The 23,152-nt window shown below is 70.8% G+C and carries 16 protein-coding genes and 3 tRNA genes; 11 read left to right on the forward strand and 8 right to left on the reverse strand.

Going from position 1 to position 23,152, the window contains the following annotated elements:
• Window positions 1-903 (reverse strand): aminoglycoside phosphotransferase family protein, encoded by a 903-nt coding sequence (locus OG622_RS33670; RefSeq protein WP_371580394.1) that lies wholly within the window; start codon window positions 901-903, stop codon window positions 1-3.
• Between the two features lie 234 nt (window positions 904-1,137).
• On the opposite strand from OG622_RS33670, the gene OG622_RS33675 reads away from it, so the two are divergent.
• Window positions 1,138-1,563, forward strand: a complete 426-nt coding sequence (locus OG622_RS33675) for a gamma-glutamylcyclotransferase family protein (protein ID WP_371580395.1) — start codon at window positions 1,138-1,140, stop codon at window positions 1,561-1,563.
• Here OG622_RS33675 and OG622_RS33680 read toward each other — a convergent pair.
• The gene (locus OG622_RS33680) at window positions 1,560-3,974 is read right to left on the reverse strand and encodes a glycoside hydrolase family 36 protein (RefSeq protein WP_371580396.1); all 2,415 of its coding nucleotides are present in this window, start codon (window positions 3,972-3,974) and stop codon (window positions 1,560-1,562) included. The two genes, OG622_RS33675 and OG622_RS33680, sit on opposite strands and share 4 nt — an antisense overlap.
• 235 nt (window positions 3,975-4,209) lie before the next feature.
• Between OG622_RS33680 and OG622_RS33685 the strand changes: the two genes are divergently transcribed.
• Window positions 4,210-4,707 (forward strand): GAF domain-containing protein, encoded by a 498-nt coding sequence (locus OG622_RS33685; protein WP_371580397.1) that lies wholly within the window; start codon window positions 4,210-4,212, stop codon window positions 4,705-4,707.
• Between the two features lie 96 nt (window positions 4,708-4,803).
• On the opposite strand, the gene OG622_RS33690 is transcribed toward OG622_RS33685, so the two are convergent.
• Window positions 4,804-6,966 carry a molybdopterin oxidoreductase family protein gene (locus OG622_RS33690; RefSeq protein ID WP_371580398.1) on the reverse strand — a complete coding sequence of 721 codons (2,163 nt, stop codon included), beginning with the start codon at window positions 6,964-6,966 and terminating at the stop codon, window positions 4,804-4,806.
• A 356-nt stretch (window positions 6,967-7,322) separates the two neighbouring features.
• On the opposite strand from OG622_RS33690, the gene OG622_RS33695 reads away from it, so the two are divergent.
• Window positions 7,323-7,841, forward strand: a complete 519-nt coding sequence (locus tag OG622_RS33695; RefSeq protein ID WP_371584300.1) for a hypothetical protein — start codon at window positions 7,323-7,325, stop codon at window positions 7,839-7,841.
• Between the two features lie 99 nt (window positions 7,842-7,940).
• Here the strand turns inward: OG622_RS33695 and OG622_RS33700 are convergent, their stop codons facing one another.
• The gene (locus OG622_RS33700; RefSeq protein ID WP_371580399.1) at window positions 7,941-8,654 is read right to left on the reverse strand and encodes a vancomycin high temperature exclusion protein; all 714 of its coding nucleotides are present in this window, start codon (window positions 8,652-8,654) and stop codon (window positions 7,941-7,943) included.
• Between the two features lie 228 nt (window positions 8,655-8,882).
• On the opposite strand from OG622_RS33700, the gene OG622_RS33705 reads away from it, so the two are divergent.
• The 5 genes from OG622_RS33705 to OG622_RS33725 all read left to right on the forward strand — a co-directional run bounded on the left by OG622_RS33705 (window position 8,883) and on the right by OG622_RS33725 (window position 16,215).
• The gene (locus tag OG622_RS33705; RefSeq protein ID WP_371580400.1) at window positions 8,883-9,746 is read left to right on the forward strand and encodes a sirohydrochlorin chelatase; all 864 of its coding nucleotides are present in this window, start codon (window positions 8,883-8,885) and stop codon (window positions 9,744-9,746) included.
• Window positions 9,747-9,922: 176 nt separating this feature from the next.
• Entirely contained in the window at window positions 9,923-11,230 is a 1,308-nt protein-coding gene (locus OG622_RS33710; RefSeq protein WP_371580401.1) for a deoxyguanosinetriphosphate triphosphohydrolase, read from the forward strand.
• A 125-nt stretch (window positions 11,231-11,355) separates the two neighbouring features.
• Window positions 11,356-12,621, forward strand: coding sequence for an NAD(P)/FAD-dependent oxidoreductase (locus OG622_RS33715; RefSeq protein ID WP_371580402.1), 1,266 nt, complete (start codon window positions 11,356-11,358; stop codon window positions 12,619-12,621).
• Between the two features lie 152 nt (window positions 12,622-12,773).
• Window positions 12,774-14,675 carry a DNA primase gene (gene dnaG, locus OG622_RS33720; RefSeq protein ID WP_371580403.1) on the forward strand — a complete coding sequence of 634 codons (1,902 nt, stop codon included), beginning with the start codon at window positions 12,774-12,776 and terminating at the stop codon, window positions 14,673-14,675.
• Between the two features lie 214 nt (window positions 14,676-14,889).
• Window positions 14,890-16,215 (forward strand): RNA polymerase sigma factor, encoded by a 1,326-nt coding sequence (locus OG622_RS33725; protein ID WP_371580404.1) that lies wholly within the window; start codon window positions 14,890-14,892, stop codon window positions 16,213-16,215.
• Window positions 16,216-16,348: 133 nt separating this feature from the next.
• On the opposite strand, the gene OG622_RS33730 is transcribed toward OG622_RS33725, so the two are convergent.
• From OG622_RS33730 to OG622_RS33745, 4 genes are all read right to left on the reverse strand, one after another.
• Window positions 16,349-18,283 (reverse strand): ABC transporter ATP-binding protein, encoded by a 1,935-nt coding sequence (locus OG622_RS33730; RefSeq protein ID WP_371580405.1) that lies wholly within the window; start codon window positions 18,281-18,283, stop codon window positions 16,349-16,351.
• A complete protein-coding gene (locus OG622_RS33735; RefSeq protein ID WP_371580406.1) occupies window positions 18,283-20,016 on the reverse strand; it encodes an ABC transporter ATP-binding protein in 1,734 nt (577 codons plus the stop codon). Before OG622_RS33735 ends, OG622_RS33730 begins: the two co-directional genes overlap by 1 nt.
• A gap of 243 nt (window positions 20,017-20,259) precedes the next feature.
• The gene (locus OG622_RS33740; protein ID WP_371580407.1) at window positions 20,260-21,714 is read right to left on the reverse strand and encodes an FGGY family carbohydrate kinase; all 1,455 of its coding nucleotides are present in this window, start codon (window positions 21,712-21,714) and stop codon (window positions 20,260-20,262) included.
• 69 nt (window positions 21,715-21,783) lie between these two features.
• Complete coding sequence (locus OG622_RS33745; protein WP_371580408.1) at window positions 21,784-22,089, reverse strand: YtxH domain-containing protein; 306 nt, start codon at window positions 22,087-22,089, stop codon at window positions 21,784-21,786.
• Between the two features lie 175 nt (window positions 22,090-22,264).
• Between OG622_RS33745 and OG622_RS33750 the strand changes: the two genes are divergently transcribed.
• The 3 genes from OG622_RS33750 (at window position 22,265) to OG622_RS33760 (ending at window position 22,669) form a co-directional block, all read left to right on the forward strand.
• Window positions 22,265-22,337 (forward strand) — tRNA-Asn (locus OG622_RS33750).
• 6 nt (window positions 22,338-22,343) lie between these two features.
• Window positions 22,344-22,416 (forward strand) — tRNA-Asn (locus OG622_RS33755).
• Between the two features lie 176 nt (window positions 22,417-22,592).
• Window positions 22,593-22,669: transfer RNA gene (locus tag OG622_RS33760), tRNA-Ile, on the forward strand.
• Window positions 22,670-23,152 lie beyond the last annotated feature (483 nt).

The raw sequence follows: 23,152 nt of genomic DNA on the forward strand, positions 1-23,152 counted from the left end.
TCACGCATACTCCGCCAGCACCTCGCCCACAGCCCGCCGCCCCACCTCCGCCAGCACGTGCCCCTTGTCGCGGTAGTAGTGCTCGGCGACGATCCCGAAGCACAGGGCCCACCCCCGCCCCCGCGCCCAGGTCGCGTCGTCGACGTCGGCGGTGTCGCGGAACGCGTTGCGGGAGGCGCCCGTGCAGAGGGTCCAGGCCGGCAGCAGATCGCAGGCGGGGTCGCCGACGCCGAGCCCGCCGAAGTCGATGACGGCGGTGAGGCGGCCGGCGGTGGTGAGAAGGTTGCCGGGCAGCAGGTCGGCGTGGACCCAGACCGGGGCGCCGGCCCACTGGGGGAGCCGGAGGGTCTCCTCCCAGACGGCGGTGGCGAGCGCCGCGTCCACCGAGCCGTCCGCGCCCAGCCCACGGATCGCGTCCCGGACGTGGTCGTCGTTCGCACGCACCGGGCCACCACGGAACGACGCCGGCCCGCCCGTCGCGTCCACCTTCCGCAGCGCTGCCACGAACCGGCCCAGCTCCCCGGCCGCGCACCCGGGATCGGCGACGGGGGCGTCGTACGCGTTCTCGCCCTCCAGCCAGCGCAGCACCGACCACGGCAGCCCGTATCCCTCACCCGGCCGTCCCTTGCCGAGCGGCTCCGGTACGGCGAGGGGCAGGTGCGGTGCCAGCAGCGGCAGCCAGCGGTGTTCCTTGTCGGCCTGGTGGGCGCCGTCGGGTTTCCGGGGGAGCCGTACGACCATGTCGTCCCCGAGGCGGTACATGACGTTGTCCGTCCCGGCGGCGGGAGCGGGGGCGACCGGCAGCCCGGCCCACTCGGGGAACTGCGCCGCGATCAGCCGCCGGACGAGCGCGCCGTCGATGTCGAACTCGTCGGCGTGCAGCTTCCCTTGGGACGACGACATGGATCTCCGTAGGTTCCGTGAACGGGGGACAGCGGTGGAGCGTAGTCACGACCGCGCCCCCCGGCCACGCAATTACCGGCGTCGGCGACCCACGCGACAGGCCGCGTCCAGGGGTGTGCGTGGGGGAGGTGCGAGGGGTGAGAATCGATTCTGCAAAGGCTCTGCCCCGCCCACCCGACACATCAGCCCCACCCGCCCCCTCGGAAGAGTCCGACCCGGTTGGAGAGGAGAACGGTGCTCCCCTTCTTCGTCTACGGCACGCTCCGCCCCGGCGAGCACAACCACGACCTCTTCCTGCGCGGCCGCACCCGCGCCGAGGAGCCGGCCCGGATGCGCGGCATGGCCCTGTACGACGGCCCCGGGTACCCGTACGCGGTGGAGGAGACCGGCGGGGGTGCGGTGAGCGGTGAACTCGTCACCGCCCGGCCCGACTCATACGCCGAACTCCTGCGCACCCTGGACGAGTTGGAGGAGTACGCCCCGGGCGACCCCGCGAACCTCTACGAGCGGGTGGAACGCGCGGCGGCCCTCGGCGACGGCACGGTCGTACGGGCCTGGGTGTACGTCGCCGCGCCGTCCGTCGCCGCCGGGCTGCGGGCCGGGGGGAAGCTGATCGAGGGCGGCGACTGGCGCGGTCGCCGCCTCCCGCCGTTCGCCTAGAGGCCCGGGTCGCCGGTTGCGCCGGACGGGTGTGGGGTGTCCGTGACGGGTCGCGCCGATCCCCGCGCCCCTTCGGGCGCGGCTGATGTCAGCCTCAGCAACAGGACCGACGGGGCTTCGGGCATTCCCACGCGGAGTTCCGTTCCGTCCCAGTCGGCCGTGCCCGTCGTCGTGCTCGGGTGCAGGACCTCCACCTGTATGCCGGCCGCGTGCCCTCCGTTCCCGTTCGCCAAGTGCGGGACAGCGAAAGCCCGTTCAGTGGCTCCGCCCCGGCGCCACACCGTCACGTACACCGGGGCCGTGCCCGCTACCGGTGGCCTCAGCCCCAGCGCGATCCAGTCGTCCGTCCAGCCGGGCAGGCCCAGGGGCCAGAAGGGCAGGGCGGTGCGCAGGTCGGCCCGGATGGACTTGTGGGCAGCCAATGCGTCGCGCACCAGCCCGAGTTGATGTGCCGTCATCCTGTCCAGGTGTCCGGAGAGATGGATGCGGCCGAGGAGCGCGGAGCCGAGGGTGAAGGCGATCTCCGCGTCCGTGTACGACGGTTGGGGGTAGGCCCAGACGGCGCCCTGTTCCGGGGGTACGGCGGTGGGGGCGGAGGCGGCGATGGGCGGGTAGCGCAGGGGGTCCTGCTGGTCGGAGGTGGACTGGAGCTGGGCCACGGCCAGGGAGGCGCCGTCCATACGCATGCCGCCGGACGCGCAGTTCTCGACGACGAGACCGGGGTGGCGGTCCAGGACCGAGGACAGCCAGGACAACCAGGCCCGGGAGTGGGCGAGATGGGCCGGAGCCGTGGTGGTGATGTTGTAGTCGAGTTTCAGGTAGCCGACGCCCCACTCGCCGACGATGCGGTCGACCGTCCCGTCGAGGTGGGCGCGGGCCGCCGGGTGGGTCAGGTCCAGCTGGTGGCGCCCCTGCTCGGTCACCCGGGAGCCGTCGTCGTGACGGAGGAAGGCCTCGGCGGGCAGCTCCTCGGCGAGGTGACTACGGACCCCGATGACCTCCGGCTCCAGCCACAGCCCCGGCACCATCCCGCGCTGCCGGATCCGGTCGAGCACGACCCGGATGCCCGCACCCGAACCGCCGCCACCGCCTGGACCGTCACCGGGAAAACGCCGCGCCGACGGCAGCCAGGCTCCGACACTGTCCCACCAGCCCCCGGGCGAGTCGGCGTTCTCCGCACAGACGTTCTCCGCACGGACGTTCTCCGCACCGACATTGTCCCTGCCCTCCCCGCTCCCCGCACTCTCGCCGCCCGCCCCGCTCTCGCCGCCGCCCCCGTCGTCGTACCACCCCGCGTCCACGCAGAAGTACTCCGCGCCGACCTCCGACGCCGCGTCGATCAGCGGCAGCAGCTTCTCGGTGGTCGGGTCACCCATCAGGGTGTTCATGTAGTCGTTGTAGATCACCGGCAGCCGGGTGTGGTCCGGGTGGGGGCGGCGTACGGCGCGGCGGTAGGAGGTCAGGGCGGCCAGGGCGCCGTCGAAGCAGGCGCCGAGGGCGAGGGCGGCCCACTCGGTCGTGAACTCGGCTCCCGGCTCCAGGACCGCACGCCACTGGTGCTCGTCGTGGGTCGGTCCGCCGAGCGCGAGGTACGTCTGGCCCGCCGACTCGCCGGCCTCCCAGACCCAGCTGGACGCGGACTCGATCTGCCACAGCCAGCTGCGCGCGTCCGTACGGTGCTGGAGCGCGCCCATCGCGAGATGCCCGTCCGTGGGCCAACTGCCGCGTCCCGCCAGGCGTGCCGCCGCGTGGCCGGTACCGCCGTGCACCTCGTGGTTGATGTCGGGCACGGAGTCCCGCAGCGGCTCGGCGTACCAACGGCACTCAGCGAGCCAGTCGTTGCGCGCCCGGAAGACGGACAGCTCGTCGGGGGAGGGGAGCCCCCCGAGGAGCAGACTGCCGACGGAGCGCACGGTGACCGTCTCGGTGCCGTCGTTGCGCAGCCGGACCCGGGAGCGCAGCACGGGGATGCCGTCCGGTGAGGCGTACTCGACGAACGCGGTCAACCCGCTGGCCGGGTCGTGCAGTTCGAAGGTCAGCCGATGCCAGCCCTCACTGTCGGCGGGGCCGGCCGCCGAGCCGGAGGCGGAGTCGGCCGCAGGGCAGGGGGTGGCGCCGTACGTGGAGTGGTGCGCCCGGTATCTCAGGCGGCCGCCGATCGCCGTGCCCGTGAAGCGGGGTCTCGCCCAGCCGGTGCCGTCGCCGAGCAGGACCAGGTCGACCAGGGGCAGCGCGGGGTCGGTCTTGGCCTCCTCGGGGCCCGGTTCGGGTTCGCCGGGATGGCGGACGCGCAGCAGCCGGGGCGTGTCGCCGCTCAGGTCGAAGTCGGCGGTCAGCGCGGAGTGGCCCCAGCGGTACGAGAGGCTCCACGGAAACGAGTCGGTCCATTCGTGACTGTCGTGCTGCGGCATGCGATCCCCCCGGGTCGGCTGTACTCCCAAGTGTTCACGGCGAGCTGTGCGTCCGCTGTCCTCATCCTCTGCGAAGCATCGGGATAACCACACAAGATCTACGTACAAGAAAGCGTGAATGTTCAAGCAGGCCAGGTATTGATGCTGTTCACGACAGGCCACCAACACCACCAACACCAGCCGCAACACCCCGCACCACCCGTACCACCAGAGCCATGAGCACGAGGAGCCCCACATGAACGCCGTCGCCCCGAACGCGACCGCCCCGGATGCGATCGCCCTGAACGCGACCGTCCTGAAGAACGCCCGCCCCGAAGTCGAGGCGTGGCTCGGCGAGTTCGTGGAGCGGAACGGCGGCTTCGTCGGCTCCGTCCACCTCTCCGAGGCCGCCGAGGTGGGCGAGATCGTCCTCGTCGCCTCGTACAACCTGCCGGTCCCGGTGCGCAACGGCACCGCCGTCATCCCGATCGGCAAGGGCATGGCCGGGACGGCCGCGCAGCGCCGGGCGCCCGTCGCCATCTCCGACTTCCAGACCGACACGACCGGCGTCGCCGTTCGCGCGGGCCGCGCCGCCGGCGCCACGGGCTCCCTCACCCTCCCCGTCTTCGACCCGACGGACGGCACCCGCCTCCTCGCCGTCGTCGGCCTGGGCTTCACGGGACGACGGGACTTCACGACGGAGGAGACGACGAAGTACGCCGAGGACGCGACAACCGTACTGACGGTCCTCTGAACAGCTACTGACCGTCCCCCTGAGACAGCCACCAAAGGGGCCCCGTTGAGCTGCCCCGACGGTCGCCCTGAAGCATCGCTCAGACCGACCGGCTGTCTACTTCCCCGCCACCTCCACCCGTACCGCGCACGTCTTGAACTCCGGCATGCGGGAGGTGGGGTCGAGGGCGGGGTTCGTGAGGGTGTTGGCGCGGCCCTCGCCGGACCAGTGGAACGGCATGAAGACCGTGTCGGGGCGGATGGCGGTCGTGATGCGGGCCGGGGCCACGGCGCGGCCCCGGCGGGAGACCACGGCCAACGGGTCGCCCTCCGCCGCGCCGAGCCGCTCGGCCAGCCGGGGGTGCAGTTCGACGAAGGGTCCGGGCGCGGCGGCGTTCAGTTCGTCGACCCGCCGGGTCTGGGCGCCCGACTGGTACTGGGCGACGACGCGCCCGGTGGTGAGCAGTACCGGGTACTCGGCGTCCGGCTCCTCGGCCGCCGCCCGGTGCGACACGGGAACGAACCGGGCCCGGCCGTCCTCCGTGGCGAACCGGTCGAGGAAGAGGCGCGGGGTACCGGGGTGCACGTCGGTGGCAGGGACGGGACGCACGTCCGTCGACGGTGTGGTGGCCGGGACGGGACGCACGTCCGTGGCCGGTGTGGTGGCCGGGGCGGGGCAGGGCCAGAACACCCCGTTCTCCTCCGCCAGCCGCCGGTAGGTGATCCCGGAGTAGTCGGCGAGCCCACCCGCACTGGCCCGGCGCAGCTCCTCGAAGACCTCCTCGGGGTCGGTCGCGAAGCCCTTCTCGACGCCCAGCCGGTCGGCCAGCTCGTGCATGACCTCCAGGTCGCTGCGGATGCCGTCGGGAGGGGTGATCGCCTGCCGCCGCAGCAGCACCCGGCCCTCCAGGTTGGTTGTCGTGCCGGTCTCCTCCGCCCACTGCGTCACCGGCAGGACGACGTCCGCGAGCTCCGCCGTCTCCGACAGCACGACATCGCACACCGCGAGGAAGTCCAGCGACTTGATCCGGCCCTCGATGTGCGCGGCACGCGGCGCCGACACCACCGGGTTGGAGCCCATCAGCAGCAGCGACTTGATGTCGCCGCCGAGCGCGTCCAGCAGCTCGTACGCGCTGCGACCGGGCCCGGGCAGGCTGTCCGGGTCCACGCCCCAGACCTCGGCGACGTGGCGCCGGGCCTCGGGGTCGACGAGCTTGCGGTAGCCGGGCAACTGGTCGGCCTTCTGGCCGTGTTCGCGCCCGCCCTGCCCGTTGCCCTGCCCGGTGAGGCAGCCGTACCCGGACAGCGGCCGGCCGGCCCGGCCCGTCGCCAGCGTGAGGTTGATCCACGCGCCGACGGTGTCCGTGCCCTTGGACTGCTGCTCGGGCCCGCGTGCGGTGAGCACCATCGCGTGCTCCGGCTCGCAGAACAGCCGTACCGCCTCGCGGAGTTCGGGAACGGACACCCCCGTGATCCGTTCCACGTACTCCGGCCAGTGCGCCATGGCCGCCGCACGGGTCTCCTCCCACCCGCTCGTCCGCTCGCGGATGTACTCCTCGTCCGTCCGTCCCTCGGCCACGATCAGATGCAGCAGGCCGAGCGCCAGGGCGAGATCGGTGCCGGGGCGCGGGGACAGATGCAGGTCGGCCTGTTCGGCGGTCCGGGTGCGGCGCGGATCGATGACGATCAGCTTGCCGCCGTTGTCCTTGAGTTCGGTGAGATAGCGGAGCGCCGGCGGCATGGTCTCCGCGAGGTTGGAGCCGACGAGAACGACACACCCGGTCTTCGGGATGTCCTCCAGCGGGAACGGCAGTCCCCGGTCGAGCCCGAAGGCCTTCATCCCGGCGGCCGCCGCCGAGGACATGCAGAAGCGGCCGTTGTAGTCGATCTGGGAGGTGCCGAGCACCACCCGCGCGAACTTGCCGAGCGCGTATGCCTTCTCGTTCGTGAGCCCGCCGCCGCCGAACACGCCGCACGCGTCCGGACCATGTTCCGTACGCGTGCGGGTGAGCCCCTCGGCGATCCGGTCGAGTGCCTCGTCCCAGGAGGCGGGTTCCAGGACGCCCGCCCTTCTGACCAAGGGACTGGTCAGCCTGACCCGGGACGAGAGCACCGCCGGCGCCGTACGGCCCTTGCCGCACAGCGCTCCCCGGTTCACCGGGAAATCCGCGCGCTCAGTCACCACTACGACACCGTCGGACCCGTCCGCACCGGGCGTCAGGTTCATTCCGCACTGCAGGGCGCAGTACGGGCAGTGGGTGGGCGTCGCGGAGTTCTGCATACCGTTCAGCGTGCGTCGGCCGTGTTACGCGCCGGGACGCTCCCCGTTACGCGACCGGCACGGGGACCTCCCGGCGCGCCCGGACCCGGCGTGAGGACCCGGCGTGAGGAGCCGGTGCCGGGGCCGCGGAGCGAGGGCCCGGGGCCGCCGTGAACGCAGGGTGCGTCGATGTACCAGTTCTGTCACCGTAGGCGGCCGTTCAAGCGCTTACCGCCGACCTGTTCGGCCCTTGCGTGTTAAGAACTACGGGCGCCACAGACAACGGGGGTCGTGCCGTGAGCCCCGCGTGGCGTACGTCCTGTCACGTGGCCCGTGCGAGGGCCGTAGGGGGAAGAGGAACCATCACCGTGAACCGTATGCGCACCACCGTCGCCGTCCTGGGGGCCGCCGGAGCTCTCACCGCCACCCAGCTGGGTTTCGCCGGCGCCGCGTCCGCCGCGTCCGTCGAGAAGCAGGCCGGTGTCGAGACGCAGGTTGCCGCGAGCTGCCCGATCAAGATCACTTATCTGAAGAAGTTCTATGTGGACAACAACAACTGGGTGACCAACGGCGGTCTCCGGTTCGGTCTCACGAACTCCAGCAAGAAGGTGACCTTCAAGGACGTCAGCCTCAAGGTGACCAACACCAAGAGCCTCCGCTTCGGCAAGGCGACGGTGACGACCAAGGGCGCCAAGATCACCCAGAAGACGAACCAGATCGTCAAGGTCGCCGCCAAGACCCTGAAGCCCGGCAAGAGCGCCGCCTTCAAGGTCTCCACCCGCATGCTGCGCACCGACCTCTACGAGGTGAAGTTCGCCGTCTACGGCAAGACCACGGACGGCAAGAAGTGGGGCTGCGCCGTGGACCAGGGGACCTGGGGCACCGTCCAGCACTGACCGCTCACGCCCCGACGGGCCGACGCGCTGCCCCGCTCAAGCGCTGACCTGCTCAAGCGCTGACCTGCTCAAGCGCTGACCCGCTGACCCGCTGACCCGCTAACCCGCTGACGCGAGCGCCTTCGAGACCCCCGTTTCCTCAGGACCGAGGAAACGGGGGTCCGGCTCGAACAGCGCGTCCAGGGAGGCCTTGCCCGCCGCGAACAGCTCACGGGTGGCCCCGTAGTACCAGGTCCCGTCATGCCGGTCCTGCACCCCGACGCCGTACGAGTCGACGCCCGCCTCCTGGCACAGCGCGACCGCCCGGCGTATGTGGAAGCCCTGACTGATGAGCACCGCGCGGTCCACGCCGAAGATCTTCTTGGCGCGGACGCAGGAGTCCCAGGTGTCGAACCCGGCGTAGTCACTGACTATGCGGTCGTCGGGCACGCCGTGCTCGGTCAGATAGCCACGCATCGCGTCCGGCTCGTCGTACTCCTCGCGGCTGTTGTCCCCGGTGACCAGCACCACCTTGATCCGGCCCGACCGGTACAGCTCGGCCGCCGCGTCCAGCCGGCGCGCGAGATACGGCGACGGCTCGCCCTGCCACAGCCCCGCGCCGAAGACCATCGCGACCTCGGAGCGCGGCACGTCGGCCGTGGTCCGCAGCCGGTCGCCGGCCGCCGTGAACATCCAGGTCGAGGGCAGCAGCGCCAGCGCGCACAGCACCATCACCGCCTGCACGGCCCGCCGCCGCCCCGCCCGCGTACGCGGCAGCCGAATCACCCGCCCGACACGCCTCACGGCGGCCCACCCCCGTTCGTCGGACCCCATATGTGTCCGGGTTGTTTCCGACGGGCCCGACCGCGCCCGTCTTCCGACCAACGAAGACGTCATCCGCATCGCTCCGGTTCACCGCCCAGCGTGACAAGCTTCACTCGAACGAGTTGAAACACCAGGTCATGGAGGTTCACACACCCCCACGGCGCACGGTGAACCGCCGGAAAACACCCGTCACCACCGTGCAACGGGGAGGCAACCTCCCCACGGCACCATCGGTGCATGACGGCGACGACGAGCAAGTCGAACGCGGACCTCGACAGTACGGCGCACATCATGAACCTGATCAGTGACCAGCTGGCCTCGCAGCTCAGCCTCGTCTCCCGCGACGGAACCCGGCGCCCGACCCCGCCCGCTCTGGTCCTGGTGGCGCACGGCAGCCGTGACCCGCGCGCCCTGGCGACCGTACGCACCCTCATGGAGCGCGTCCGCGAGCAGCGCCCCGGCCTCTCCGTACACCTCGGCCACATCGAGCTGAACGAGCCCCTGCTCCCCGACACGCTCGCCGCCCTCGGCGGCCGGGAAGCGGTCCTCGTCCCCCTGCTCCTCAGCCGCGGCTACCACACCAAGCAGGACATCCCCGAGATGGCCGCGGCCGCCGAGGCCCGCACCCGCCTGGCCGCCCCCCTCGGCCCGCACCCCCTCCTCGTGGAGACCCTGCACACCCGCCTCGTCGAGGCCGGCTGGCGCACGCGGACGAACGACGTCACCCGCCGCACCAGTGCCGTCGTCCTCGCCGCCGCCGGCTCCCGCGACCCCGAGGCGGCCGAGGACACCGGCCGCACGGCCCAGCTCCTCGCCGACCGCCTGGGCGTCCCGGTCATCCCCGCCTACGCCTCGGCCGCAGCCCCCACCGTCGCCGACGCCGTCCGTACCCTCACCGCCCTGGGCCGCACCCGCATAGCCGTGGCCTCCTACTTCACCGCCCCCGGCCGCTTCGCCAGGCAGTGCGCGGAGGCGGCCCCCTGGATCGCCGCGGCCCCCCTGGGCGCCCACCCGGCGATGGCGAGCCTGATCCTGCACCGCTACGACGAGTCCCTGACGACGCCCAGGACGACGGTGGAGCGAGCCCTGGCGTCGGCATAGGGGAGCTGTGGAACTCCCGGCGAACAGGAGCGCCCCTCAAGGGGCGCGGGGCTGTATCGATATGCGGCTCCGCCGCGTGGGCGCGACCAGCCACGAATGACCCGCACCCGCCGACGAACAGCACACGGCAGACGAGTAGGCGCCCATTTGTCACCACCTCCCCGTACTGTCGAATCATGGAAGGCACCGCACCCCCCAGCCACGACACCCCGGCAAGCTACGACCCGTCCTCCACGGAGCGCTACGCCCCCGAGCCCGACAAACGACCCGGCCGCACCGCCTTCCAACGCGACCGCGCCCGCGTACTCCACTCCGCGTCCCTGCGTAGACTCGCCGGCAAGACCCAGGTCGTCACACCCGGCACACGCAACCTCGCCTGGGACTCCAGCCCCCGCACCCGCCTGACCCACTCCCTGGAGTGCGCCCAGGTCGGCCGCGAGCTGGGCGCCGCCCTCGGCTGCGACCCGGACCTCGTCGAGGCCGCCTGCCTCTCCCACGACCTCGGCCACCCCCCTTTCGGCCACAACGGCGAACAGGCACTGAACGAGTTCGCCGAGGACTGCGGCGGCTTCGAGGGCAACGCCCAGTCCCTGCGCCTGCTGACGAGGATCGAACCCAAACGCTTCGTACGGTCGGACACCACCGGCGAACTCGTCAGCGTCGGCCTCAACCTCACCCGCGCCGCCCTGGACGCCGCCACCAAGTACCCCTGGCCGCGCGGCGCCCACCCCACCGACCCGAAGTCCTCCAAGTTCGGCGTCTACGACGACGACCGCCCGGTCTTCGACTGGGTCCGCAAGGACGCCCCCGGCACCAGCACGACCTTCGAGGCCCAGGTCATGGACTGGTCCGACGACGTGGCGTACTCCGTGCACGACGTCGAGGACGGCCTCCACGCGGGCCACATCGACCCCAACTGCCTGCACGCGGAGCCCGAACGGCAGGCGGTGTTCGAGGTCGCGCGCGGCCGGTACGTGCCCGCCGACACCGACCCGGCCGAACTCGCCGAGGCCCTCGACCGCCTGCTCGACCAGGAGTGGTGGCCGCACGGCTACGACGGAACGGCCGTCGCCCAGGCCCGGTTGAAGGACGCCACCAGCCAGCTCATCGGCCGCTTCTGCCTCGCGGCCGAGGGCGCCACCCGGCAGACGTACGGCAGCGGTCCCCTCACCCGGTACGCCGCCGAACTGGTCGTCCCGCGCGAGGCGCGCCTGGAGTGCGCGGTCCTCAAGGCCGTCGCCGACCGGTATGTGATGCAGCGGGCCGAACAGGAGCGGCTCCGCGCCGACCAGCGGATCGTCGTCGCCGAACTGGCGGAGGCGCTCACCGCCCGCGCGCCGGAGGGCCTCGAACCCCAGTTCCGTGCACTGTTCGCCACGGCCGTGGACGACCGTGCCCGCAAGCGGGTGATCGTCGACCAGATCGCCTCGCTCACCGACCCCTCCGCCCGCACGTTGCACGCGAGACTGACGGGGCGCATGTGACAGGGATATGCGGGGATATGACTCACACGTGACCCTCCGTGGCCTGATCGGGTCACTACCTCTTCCCGCATCACGCTGTGTGCGGGACGCTCGCATGTGGACGCACCCTTAAGAGGAGGCATCAAGTGGTCGACGCGGATCAGACATTCGTCATCGTCGGTGGCGGTCTCGCCGGCGCGAAGGCGGCCGAGACGCTCCGAGCGGAGGGCTTCACCGGCCGCGTGATACTGATCTGCGACGAACGAGACCACCCCTACGAGCGCCCGCCGCTCTCCAAGGGCTATCTGCTCGGCAAGGAGGAGCGCGACACCGTCTTCGTCCACGAACCGTCCTGGTACGCGCGCAACGACATCGAGCTGCACCTCGGCCAGACCGTCGACGCGATCGACCGTACGGCGAAGACCGTCCGCTTCGGCGACGACGGCACCCTCGTCCACTACGACAAGCTGCTGATCGCGACCGGCGCCGAGCCCCGCCGCCTGGACATTCCGGGCACCGACCTCGCGGGCGTCCACCATCTGCGCCGCCTCGCCCACGCCGAGCGTCTCAAGGGCGTCCTCGCCGCCCTCGGCCGGGACAACGGCCACCTCGTCATCGCGGGCGCCGGCTGGATCGGCCTGGAGGTGGCGGCCGCGGCCCGGGAGTACGGCGCGGAAGTCACCGTCGTGGAGCCGGAACCCACCCCGCTGCACGGCGTGCTCGGCCCCGAGCTGGGCAACCTCTTCGCCGAGCTGCACCGCGAGCACGGGGTCCGCTTCCACTTCGGCGCGAGGCTCACCGAGATCGTCGGCCAGGACGGGATGGTCCTCGCGGCCCGCACGGACACGGGGGAGGAGCACCCGGCGCACGACGTCCTCGCCGCCATCGGAGCGGCGCCGCGGGTCGGCCTCGCCGAAGCCGCCGGGCTGGAACTGGCCGACAGGTCACAGGGCGGCGGCATCGCGGTGGACGCCCAGCTCCGAACGTCCGACCCCTCCGTCTACGCCGCCGGTGACGTCGTGTCCTTCCCGCACGCCCTCTTCGACACCCGGCTGCGGGTCGAGCACTGGGCCAACGCGCTCAACGGCGGGCCGGCCGCCGCGCGGGCGATGCTGGGGAAGGACGTCACCTACGACCGGGTGCCCTACTTCTTCTCGGACCAGTACGACGTGGGGATGGAGTACTCGGGATGGGCGCCGCCCGGGTCGTACGACCAGGTGCTGGTCCGGGGGGACGCGGGCAAGCGGGAGTTCGTCGCGTTCTGGGTGAAGGAGGGGCGGGTGCTGGCCGGGATGAACGTCAACGTGTGGGATGTCACTGAGCCGATCCAGGAGCTGATCCGGTCCCGGGCCGCGGTGGACGTGGAGGCGCTCGCGAACCCACAGGTACCGTTGGAGAGCCTGATCGCCTAGGCGCCTACGGGGTCGGGGCGCGAGGGCGAGTGCGGGTGGCAGGCGGTTGCTCGCGCCCACGCGGCGGAGCCGCGTGCCGTCACAGCCCCGCGCCCCTTTCGGGGCGCCGCCCGTGCCCCATGACTGTCAGCGGACCACCGTAGAATCACCGCGTGGCAGGACGGATCAATGACGAGGACGTGAAGGCGGTACGGGACGCGGTCCCGATCGACGCCGTGGTGTCCGAGTACCTCCAGCTGCGGAACGCGGGCGGAGGAAACCTCAAGGGACTCTGCCCGTTCCACGACGAGAAGTCGCCGTCGTTCCAGGTCAGCCCGAGCAAGGGGCTCTTCCACTGCTTCGGCTGCCAGGAGGGCGGCGACACCATCACGTTCGTGATGAAGGTCGACCACCTGTCCTTCTCGGAGGCGGTCGAGCGGCTGGCCGGCCAGGCCGGCATCACCCTGCGCTACGAGGAGGGCGGCTACAACCCCTCCCACCAGCGCGGTGAGCGGATCCGCCTGGTCGAGGCGCACAAGATCGCCGCCGAGTGGTACGCGGAACAGCTCGCCACCAGCTCCGAGGCCGACACCGGCCGGATCTTCCTCGCCGAGCGCGGCTTCGACCAGGCCGCCGCGGTCCACTTCGGCGTCGGTTACAGCCCCCAGGGCTGGGACCACCTCACCCGCTTCCTCCGCGGCAAGGGCTTCGCCGACAAGGAACTGCTGCTGTCCGGGCTGTCCCAGGAAGGCCGCCGGGGCCCCATAGACCGCTTCCGGGGCCGCCTGATGTGGCCCATCCGCGACATCGGCGGAGACGTGGTCGGCTTCGGCGCCCGCAAGCTCTACGAGTCGGACAACGGCCCGAAGTACCTGAACACCCCGGACACGGCGCTCTACAGGAAGTCCCAGGTGCTGTACGGCATCGACCTCGCCAAGCAGCACATCGCCAAGGCCAGCCGGGCCGTGGTCGTCGAGGGCTACACCGATGTCATGGCCTGCCACCTCGCCGGAGTGACGACCGCGATCGCCACCTGCGGCACGGCCTTCGGCGGCGACCACATCAAGATCCTCCGCCGGCTGCTGATGGACAACGGCTCGGCCCGCGTGATCTTCACCTTCGACGGCGACGCGGCCGGCCAGAAGGCGGCCCTGCGTGCCTTCGAGGACGACCAGAAGTTCGCCGCCGAGACATACATCGCGATCGCCCCGGACGGCATGGACCCGTGCGAGCTGCGCCTCGCGAAGGGCGACGAGGCGGTCGCCGAGCTGACCGAACCCCGCACCCCGCTCTTCGAGTTCGCGCTCCGCCAGATCGTCGCCCGCTACGACCTGGAGACCCCCGCGGGCCGTGCGTCCGCCCTCGACGAGGCGGCGCCCGTCGTGGCCCGCATCAAGAACAGCGGCGCCCAGCACGAGGTCGCCGTGCAGCTCGCCGGCATGCTCGGCATCCTCGACACCCAGTTCGTCGTCAAGCGCGTCGCCCAGCTGGCCCGCTGGGCCCGCGACCGGGGCGGCCAGGGCCCCGCCCCGTCCGCACAGCGCTCGGCACAGCCGTACGAGTCCACCGCCCGGCCCCCGTCCGGCCCGGCCCTCACCCTCCGCAACCCGGTGTTCGCCACCGAACGCGAACTCCTCAAACTCGCCCTCCAGCGCCCGGAGTTGGTCGCCCCCGCCTTCGACGCGTACGGCGTCGACGAGTTCACCGCCGACCAGTACGCGGCCGTCCGCGAGGCGATCATCGAGGCGGGCGGCGTCGAGTACGGCGCCGTGGACCCGCAGGAGTACCTGGTCCGGGTCCGCGAGGCGGCGCCGGACGACACGGTGCGGGCCATGGTGACCGAGCTGGCCGTCGAGGCGATCATGCGCAAGACGGTCGACGACATGTACGCGGGCGCCCAACTGGTCACCGTGCGCCGCCGGGCCGTCGAACGCCGGGTGCGTGACGTCCAGGGCAGCCTGTCGAGGGCGACCGCCCAGGGCGACCCGGCCCAGCTGGCCGCCGTACAGAACGAGTTGTGGGTGCTCCAGCAGTACGACCAGGCGTTGCGGGAACGGGGCGCGGAGGCGCTCTGAGGCGGTGCCGGTCGGCGCCCCGGGCGTGCACGTCCCTGGCGCACATGCCAATCCCACGCCGGAGCCACCCCGTTCCGCACGGCCTTCGAGCGGTTCAGGGCCCTCCCAGCAGCGCACTCGTACGGCGGAGTAACCCTGAGGTCACCGACCGGACGCAAAAAGTCATCGCACGCCCCTCGTGGCGGCTGTGTGTCGTACTCCACACTGGGTTCCGGTGCCTGAGTCCTCGGAGCGCGGCCGACCCGTCCCGCACGGGTCCGAGATCCCCGCGGTTCCGCTCGATGAGTACGGGATGGACGGCGGAGAGGCCGCCCGCGCCATCCCAGACGTACCGCTGCCGTACGCCCTGGCAGCGACATTCCTGGAGGTCGCCCCCGTGCAGACCCAGACCCTCGTACAGAACGACACCGGTACGGCCATCGGTTCCGACGGCTCGGAGCCGGACGCACAGCCCGACGTCATCACCGCGGTGCCCGCCCAGAGCCGCGCCGTGCACCACCCCGAGGCGGCGGCCCCGGACGGCCCGCCCGAGCCCGACGAGCCGTCGGCCGCCGTGGTGGTGGAGGTCATCGAGACGGCCGAACCCCCCGAGCCCGTGAGGCTGCCGCGCAGCCGCGCGGACACCAGCGGCCCCTCCTCGGACCTGTTCCGCCAGTACCTGCGCGAGATCGGCCGCATTCCCCTCCTGACGGCCGTGGAGGAAGTGGAGCTGGCCCGCCGCGTCGAGGCCGGTCTCTTCGCCGAGGAGAGGCTCGCCAACGCCCCCGACCTCGACACCCAGCTCGCCCTGGACCTCGACAAACTGGTCGTCATGGGCCGCATGGCCAAGCGCCGCCTGATCGAGGCGAACCTGCGGCTCGTCGTGTCGGTGGCGAAGCGTTACGTCGGCCGCGGCCTGACCATGCTCGACCTGGTCCAGGAAGGGAATCTGGGCCTCATCCGGGCCGTCGAGAAGTTCGACTACGCCCGCGGCTACAAGTTCTCGACGTACGCGACCTGGTGGATCCGCCAGGCCATGTCCCGCGCGTTGGCCGACCAGGCCCGCACCATCCGAGTCCCGGTCCACGTCGTCGAGTTGATCAACCGGGTCGTGCGCGTCCAGCGCCGCATGCTCCAGGAACGGGGCTACGAGCCCACGCCGGACGAAGTGGCCGCCCACCTCGACCTCACCCCCGAACGCGTCACCGAGGTCCTCCGCCTCGCCCAGGAACCGGTCTCCCTCCACGCCCCCGTGGGCGAGGAGGACGACGTGGCCCTCGGCGACCTCATCGAGGACGGCGACGCGGCGAGCCCCGTGGAATCGGCCGCGTTCCTGCTGCTGAGGGAGCACCTGGAGGTGGTCCTGTCCACGCTGGGTGAACGCGAGCGGAAGGTCGTCCAACTCCGCTACGGCCTGGCGGACGGCCGCCCCCGCACCCTGGAGGAGATCGGCCGCATCTTCGGCGTCACCCGCGAACGCATAAGGCAGATCGAGTCCAAGACCCTCAACAAGCTCAGGGACCACGCCTTCGCGGACCAACTGAGGGGCTACCTGGACTGATTCCGCCGGAGAGCTCGGGAGGTCCGGTGCGTCGGCGGGTGCGGGTGGCGCGTGGTCCCTCGCGCAGTTCCCCGCACCCCTGAAAGGGGCGCGGGGAACTGCGCGACCAGCCCCCACACCCTTCACCGCCCCCTCAGTCCACCTCGGCCACAGCCTCGGCGAACTGCGCCTTGTACAGCCGCGCATAAGCCCCATCCGCAGCCAACAACTCCGCGTGCGCCCCCTGCTCCACGATGGCCCCGCTCTCCATCACCAGAATCGTGTCGGCGTCCCGGATCGTCGACAGCCGATGCGCGATCACGAACGACGTACGCCCATGCGCCAGCTTGGCCATCGCCTTCTGGATCAACACCTCGGTACGCGTGTCGACCGAACTCGTCGCCTCGTCCAGCACCAGGATCACCGGATCGGACAGGAACGCCCGGGCGATCGTGATGAGCTGCTTCTCACCCGCGCTCACCCCGGTCCCCTCGTCGTCGATCACGGTGTCGTACCCGTCGGGCAGCGTCCGGACGAACCGGTCCGCGTGCGCCGCCCGCGCCGCCTCCTCGATCTCCCCGCGTGTGACCTTCCGCGCGGCGGAGGCCCCGTAGGCGATGTTCTCCGCGATGGTCCCCCCGAACAGCCAGGTGTCCTGGAGCACCATCCCTATCCCGTCCCGCAGTTCGTCCCGGGACATGGACGCGACATCGACCCCGTCGAGCGTGATCCGCCCCCCGGTGACCTCGTAGAACCGCATCAGCAGGTTCACCAGGGTCGTCTTCCCGGCCCCGGTCGGCCCGACGATCGCCACGGTGTGCCCCGGCTCGACGACCAGCGACAGATCCTCGATCAGCGGCTTGTCGGCGTCGTACCGGAAGGACACCCCCTCCAGCGCCACCCGCCCCCGCAGTTCCTCGGGCCGCACCCCGGGCACGGCGTCGGCCTCCTGCTCCTCCGCGTCGAGCAGTTCGAAGACCCGCTCGGCGGACGCGACCCCCGACTGCACCAGGTTCGCCATCGACGCCACCTGCGTCAGCGGCATCGAGAACTGCCGCGAGTACTGGATGAAGGCCTGTACGTCACCGATGGACAGCGAGCCGGTCGCGACCCGCAGTCCGCCCACGACCGCGACCAGCACATAGTTGATGTTCGAGACGAAGAACATCAGCGGCTGCATGATCCCGCTGTTGAACTGGGCCTTGAACCCGGCCTCGTAGAGCCGGTCGTTCTCCTCGGCGAACTGCTTCGCCGACTCCTCCTGGCGCCCGAACACCTTCACGAGCGTGTGCCCGGTGTACATCTCCTCGATGTGCGCGTTGAGCTTCCCGGTGACCCGCCACTGCGCCACGAAGTGCGGCTGCGACCGCTTGCCGACACGCGTGGCCACCACGAACGACACGGGCACGGTCACCAGCGCGACCAGTGCCAGCAGCGGCGACACCCAGAACATCATCACCAGCACACCGATGATGGTGAGGAGCGAGTTGACGAGCTGCCCCATCGACTGCTGCAGCGTCTGGCCGATGTTGTCGATGTCGTTGGTCGCCCGGCTCAGCACCTCACCGCGCTGCCGCTTGTCGAAGTACGACAGCGGCAGCCGCGACAGCTTCCCCTGGAGCTCCTCGCGCATGTGGTAGACGGTCCGGTTGATGGCCCGGTTGGAGAGCCGGGTGGCCGCCGCCATCAGCAGCCCCGCGACCAGGAAGATGCCGAGGGCAACCAGAAGAACCGTGCCGACGGCGTCGAAATCGATGCCCTTGCCCGGTGTGAAGTCCGTGCCGGACAGCATGTCGGCGACCCCGCCGTCCCCGCGCTCGCGCATGGACTCCAGGACCTCGGCCTTCGTGGCGCCCGCCGGCATCTCCCGCCCGACGACACCCGCGAACACCAGGTCGGTCGCCCTGCCGAGAATCCACGGTCCGAGCACCGAAAGGCCGACGCTGAGCACTGCGCACACGACCATCGCGTACATCGTGAACCGCTCGGGCTTGAACTGCGCGAGCAGCCGTTTCCCGGACCCCTTGAAGTCCATGGAGTGCTGGTCGGGGGCCCCGGCCCCCGCCATCCGTGCCAACGGCCCGGCCATCAGGCTGCCTCCGCTTCCGTGAGCTGGGAGAGGACGATCTCCCGGTAGGTCTCGTTGTCGGTCATCAGCTCGTGGTGGCGTCCGGTGCCGACGACCCGGCCCTCGTCGAGGACGACGATCCTGTCGGCGTCCCGGATGGTCGCCACCCGCTGGGCGACGATCACGACGGTCGCGTCGGCGGTCTCCCGCCCCAGCGCCGCCCGCAGCGCGGCGTCGGTCGCGTAGTCGAGCGCGGAGAAGGAATCATCGAACAGATAGATCTCCGGGCGCTGCACCAGCGTCCGCGCGATCGCGAGCCGCTGCCGCTGCCCGCCGGACACGTTCGTCCCGCCCTGCGCGATGGGCGAGTCCAGCCCGTTCTCCAGCCGGGACACGAACTCCTTGGCCTGCGCCACCTCCAGCGCGTGCCACAACTCCTCGTCGGTGGCGTCCGGATTGCCGTACCGCAGGTTCGTCGCCACGGTCCCCGAGAAGAGATACGGCTTCTGCGGCACCAGGCTCACGGTCTTGGCCAGCAGCTTCGGATCGAGCTTCCGTACGTCGACGCCGTCCACCAGCACCTCACCGTCGGTGACGTCGAACAGCCGGGGGACCAGCCCGAGCAGCGTCGACTTCCCGCTGCCCGTGGACCCGATGACGGCGGTCGTCTCACCGGGCCGCGCGACGATCTCGATGGACCTGAGCACCGGCTCCTCGGCACCCGGATAGCGGAAGCCCGCACTCCGCACCTCCAGGAACCCGTGCCGCCGCAGCTCCCGGACGGGCTCGACCGGCGGCACCACACTCGTTTCGGTGTCCAGCACCTCCTGGATGCGCTCGGCGCACACCTCCGCGCGCGGCATCATCATGAACATGAAGGTGGCCATCATCACAGCCATGACGATCTGCATCAGATAGGCGAGGAAGGCGGTGAGCGCGCCGATCTCCATCCCGCCGCTGTCGATCCGGTGGGCACCGAACCACACCACCGCGATCGACGACACGTTGACGACCGTCATCACGATCGGGAACATCAGCGCGAGCATCCGCCCGGTTCCCAGCGACACGTCCGTCAGCTCGGCGTTCGCCTTACGGAACCGGTCCTTCTCGTAGTCGTCCCGCACGAAGGCACGGATGACCCGGTTGCCGGTGATCTGCTCCCGCAGTACCCGGTTCACGGTGTCCAGCCGCTCCTGCATCGTGCGGAACAGGGGGCGCAGCCGGCGCACGATCAGGCTGACGGAGATGCCGAGCACCGGTACGACGGCCAGCAGCACCCCCGACAACGGCACGTCCAGCCCGAGCGCCAGCACGATGCCGCCGACGCACATGATCGGCGCCGACACCACCAGCGTGAACGTCATGAGCACCAGCATCTGCACCTGCTGCACATCGTTCGTCGTCCGCGTGATCAGCGACGGGGCCCCGAAGTGACCGACCTCACGTGCCGAGAACGACTGCACCCGGTCGAAAACGGCGGCCCGGATGTCCCGGCCGACCGCCGAGGCGGTGCGGGCGCCGTAGTAGACGGCCCCGATGTTGCAGACGACCTGCACCAACGAGATGCCGACCATCAGCGCTCCGAAGGACAGGATGTAACCCGTGTCCCCCTCCACCACGCCCTTGTCGATGATGTCCGCGTTCAGTGTGGGCAGGTAGAGCGTGGCGCACGTCTGCACGAACTGCAGCAGCACCAACAGGATGATCGGTGTCCGGTACGGACGAAGATGACTTCTCAGCAATCGTATGAGCACGCGAGATCTCTCGGAGTCGAGGACGGGGTTCGGGTGGCACCACCCCCCATCGTCGGACACTCCCCCCGCGTTACCTCAACCGAATTAACCCGACTGTGAGGGCACCATGCCCGAACCTTTGCGGCTGGGGCGCACCGCAGATCCTGTAGGGGCGCGGGGCTCTATCGATGTGCGGCTCCGCCGCGTGGGCGCGACCAGCCACAACGGACCCGCGGCCGCCCACTCACCCGACCAGGCATCCCCTCAGGCCCGAAACGCCCCAGGATGCGTCTGCTCACGAACCGAGACGTACTGCTGCCGAACCGCCTGCCCCACAGCCAGCTCGTCCCCCGGGTCCAGAACCTGCGCCGCCGCCCCCGGCCACATCGGTGGCGTACGCGGATCGAGCGCCCCCTGCGTGACCCCGAGCGCCCACGCGGCCTGCCGCGCGGCGCCGACCGCCGCGTAGTCCGCGGGCTGCGGCACCACCACCTGTACCCCGAACAGCGCCGGCGCCGCCGCCTGCACGGCGGGCAGCCCCGCCGCCGCACCCAGCAGGAAGATCCGCCGCACGTCGACACCCCGGCCGCGCAGCACGTCCAGTGCGTCCGCGAGCCCGCACAGCATCCCCTCGAACGCGGCCCGCGCGAAGTGCTCCGGCTTCATCGACTCCCGCCGCAGCCCGGCCAGCGTCCCCGCCGTGTGCGGCAGGTTCGGCGTCCGCTCACCCTCCAGATACGGCAGCATCACCAGCCCGTGCGACCCGGGCGTCGACTTCATCGCCAGGTCGGACAGCCCCTCCAGATCGGCCACGCCCAGCATCTCGGCGGCCCCGCGCAACGTCCGTACGGCGTTCAGCGTGGTGACGACCGGCAGATGCATACCCGTGGCATCGGCCAACGAAGTGATCATCCCGGAGGAGTCGACGAGCGCCGTGGTGTGGACGGCCATGACGGACCCGGAGGCCCCCAGCGACACCACCGCGTCCCCGAGCCCGATGCCGAGCCCGAACGCGGCGGCCATGGTCTCACCGGTGCCGGCGGAGATGAGGAGCCCCTCCGGTGTCGTACCGGCGGCGTCCGAGGGGCCGAGCACCTCGGGGAGCATGACCTGGTGCCCGAGCGCCATCTCGACCAGATCCGTGCGGTACTGCCCGCTCGCCGCGTTCCAGTACCCGGTCCCGGACGCCCCGCCCCGGTCCGTCGTCCTTCTGACCGGCCGCCCCAGCAACTGCCAGACCAGCCAGTCGTGCGCCTGCAGCAGTACGGCCGTCCGCATGGCGGCATCCGGTTCCGTACGGCTCATCCAGCGCAGCTTGGTCACCGGCTGCGCGGCCCCCGGCACGCAGCCGACGGCCTCCGCCCACGCGCCGCGCCCCCCGAGCGCGTCGACGAGGTCGGCCGCCGCGACCTGGGTCCGCTTGTCGCCGCCGACCATCGCGGGGCGCACGGTGTTGCCCTGTGCGTCCAGCGCGATCAGCCCGTTCTGCTGGGACGACACCCCGATCGCCTGCACGCCCTCCAGCAGGCCTCCGGTGGCCGCCTCCCCCAGGGACAGCAGCCAGGCCTGCGGATCGACGTCCGACGGGCGCCCCCCGCCCTCCGCCGACTCCAGCGGGTGCGGGGCATACCCCTGCCTGAGCACGGCCCCTGTGTCCGAGTCACAGACGACAATGCGCGTAAATTCGGGCGAACTGTCCAGCCCGGCGACTATCCCCATGACAGAAATTCTGCCGTACGGGAAGGGGTGGGGGCGCCGCGAGCCGCTCCGGCCGACCTGGCGTGGTTCCTAGGTATTGCTCGTGCCCCAGTCATCTCCGGCTGAGCCGTTCGCATTGCGTTCGCGCAGCGAGCGGACCCGCTCGGCGACCAGGTCGGGCACGCGGTCCCCGACCTTCTCGCTGACCACGTGGTACGCCTTGCCGACGTAGACGCGCCCCTGCTGGGCGGCCGACTCGGCGGTGTTGCGCACCGCGGGGTTCTGCGCGACCTGGCGCGCCGACTTCTTCAGCTGTTCGTAGCGTTCACGTCCGGCCCGTGTGCCGAGCACGTAGCCCAGAGCCAGTCCGGCAAAGAACGTGAGCCGATAGCGCATGGCGGCCACCCTTCCCTTACGTCTGCGTCGGTCCCTTGCGTTGCCCTGCGCGGGCGACGGGCGCGGGGGATACCGATTGGCGGAGCACCCCCCTGCTTGCGCTAATGTATGTGTTGCAGCGAGCGCATGCCCCCTGGCGAATACCCGGGGAGGTACGTTCGATGCAACGAGGCAATCCTCCGTAGCTCAACTGGCAGAGCAGCCGGCTGTTAACCGGCAGGTCACTGGTTCGAATCCAGTCGGGGGAGCTTCGATCTTCCGTAGCTCAATTGGCAGAGCAGCCGGCTGTTAACCGGCAGGTTACTGGTTCGAGTCCAGTCGGGAGAGCAAGCGAGGAAGGACCCCGTCGGGGTCCTTTTTCATGTCCGGGGGAACCGCGTGCGGCGCGCCGAAGTCCTCAAGGTCAAGAAGCGCATGCGAAGGCCGACCATCCGAAGCAGGAGATCGTATGAGCGGCTATGCTGCGGCAGACGGCGCGCACAAATGTGCGCGACACGCCGTACGGGGCGGTAGCTCAGCCGGTTAGAGCAGCGGACTCATAATCCGTCGGCCGTGGGTTCGAGTCCCACCCGCCCCACCAGAGAGGTGCTCTGGCCTGCGGAAACGTTCCTGGTGAGGTGTCGGAGCGTCAACTTCGACTGAACGGACTGAATCCGCTGCTCGCGAGTTTGGAATCTCGTGGGTTCGTGCTGTTCGGAAGTGCCTTGATGGCTCTGACCTGCGACGGAACAGGTAATCAAGGCTGCCGGCGGCACCCGGGTCCGCTGGCCTGGGGCTCGAAGCCACGGCCCAGGGACCAGACAGGGACCAAGACGGCGCCGACAGGATGCGTCGTGTGTGTGGGATCCAGGGTCGGGACACGACCCTCATTCGCTGACTGTGGGCCGTCGTCGCGATGTATCCGGTTTCGGGTGCCGCACGCACCGGGCGTAGTGGCCGGTGGTGAGTCCTGGTGCTTGCCAGTGGCGGGACGGCGCGTGTTGCTGATGGAGTGGCCGATCGGCGATCCCGGTTATTGAGGGTTCGCTGCGCCGGAGTGGTGGTCGCCATCGCCGCTCAGTGA

The sequence above is a fragment of the Streptomyces sp. NBC_01314 genome (genome assembly GCF_041435215.1).
Classification (GTDB): Bacteria; Actinomycetota; Actinomycetes; order Streptomycetales; family Streptomycetaceae; genus Streptomyces.

Bases quoted from the DNA above. Each gene is read 5' to 3' on its own strand.
- OG622_RS33745 (WP_371580408.1), bottom strand. From the start codon at position 22,089: ATGCGCTATCGGCTCACGTTCTTTGCCGGACTGGCTCTGGGCTACGTG.
- OG622_RS33690 (WP_371580398.1), bottom strand. From the start codon at position 6,966: ATGCAGAACTCCGCGACGCCCACCCACTGCCCGTACTGCGCCCTGCAG.
- OG622_RS33670 (WP_371580394.1), bottom strand. From the start codon at position 903: ATGTCGTCGTCCCAAGGGAAGCTGCACGCCGACGAGTTCGACATCGAC.
- OG622_RS33740 (WP_371580407.1), bottom strand. From the start codon at position 21,714: ATGGGGATAGTCGCCGGGCTGGACAGTTCGCCCGAATTTACGCGCATT.
- OG622_RS33695 (WP_371584300.1), top strand. From the start codon at position 7,323: ATGCGCACCACCGTCGCCGTCCTGGGGGCCGCCGGAGCTCTCACCGCC.
- OG622_RS33700 (WP_371580399.1), bottom strand. From the start codon at position 8,654: ATGGGGTCCGACGAACGGGGGTGGGCCGCCGTGAGGCGTGTCGGGCGG.
- OG622_RS33705 (WP_371580400.1), top strand. From the start codon at position 8,883: ATGACGGCGACGACGAGCAAGTCGAACGCGGACCTCGACAGTACGGCG.
- OG622_RS33680 (WP_371580396.1), bottom strand. From the start codon at position 3,974: ATGCCGCAGCACGACAGTCACGAATGGACCGACTCGTTTCCGTGGAGC.
- OG622_RS33730 (WP_371580405.1), bottom strand. From the start codon at position 18,283: ATGGCCGGGCCGTTGGCACGGATGGCGGGGGCCGGGGCCCCCGACCAG.
- OG622_RS33710 (WP_371580401.1), top strand. From the start codon at position 9,923: ATGGAAGGCACCGCACCCCCCAGCCACGACACCCCGGCAAGCTACGAC.
- OG622_RS33685 (WP_371580397.1), top strand. From the start codon at position 4,210: ATGAACGCCGTCGCCCCGAACGCGACCGCCCCGGATGCGATCGCCCTG.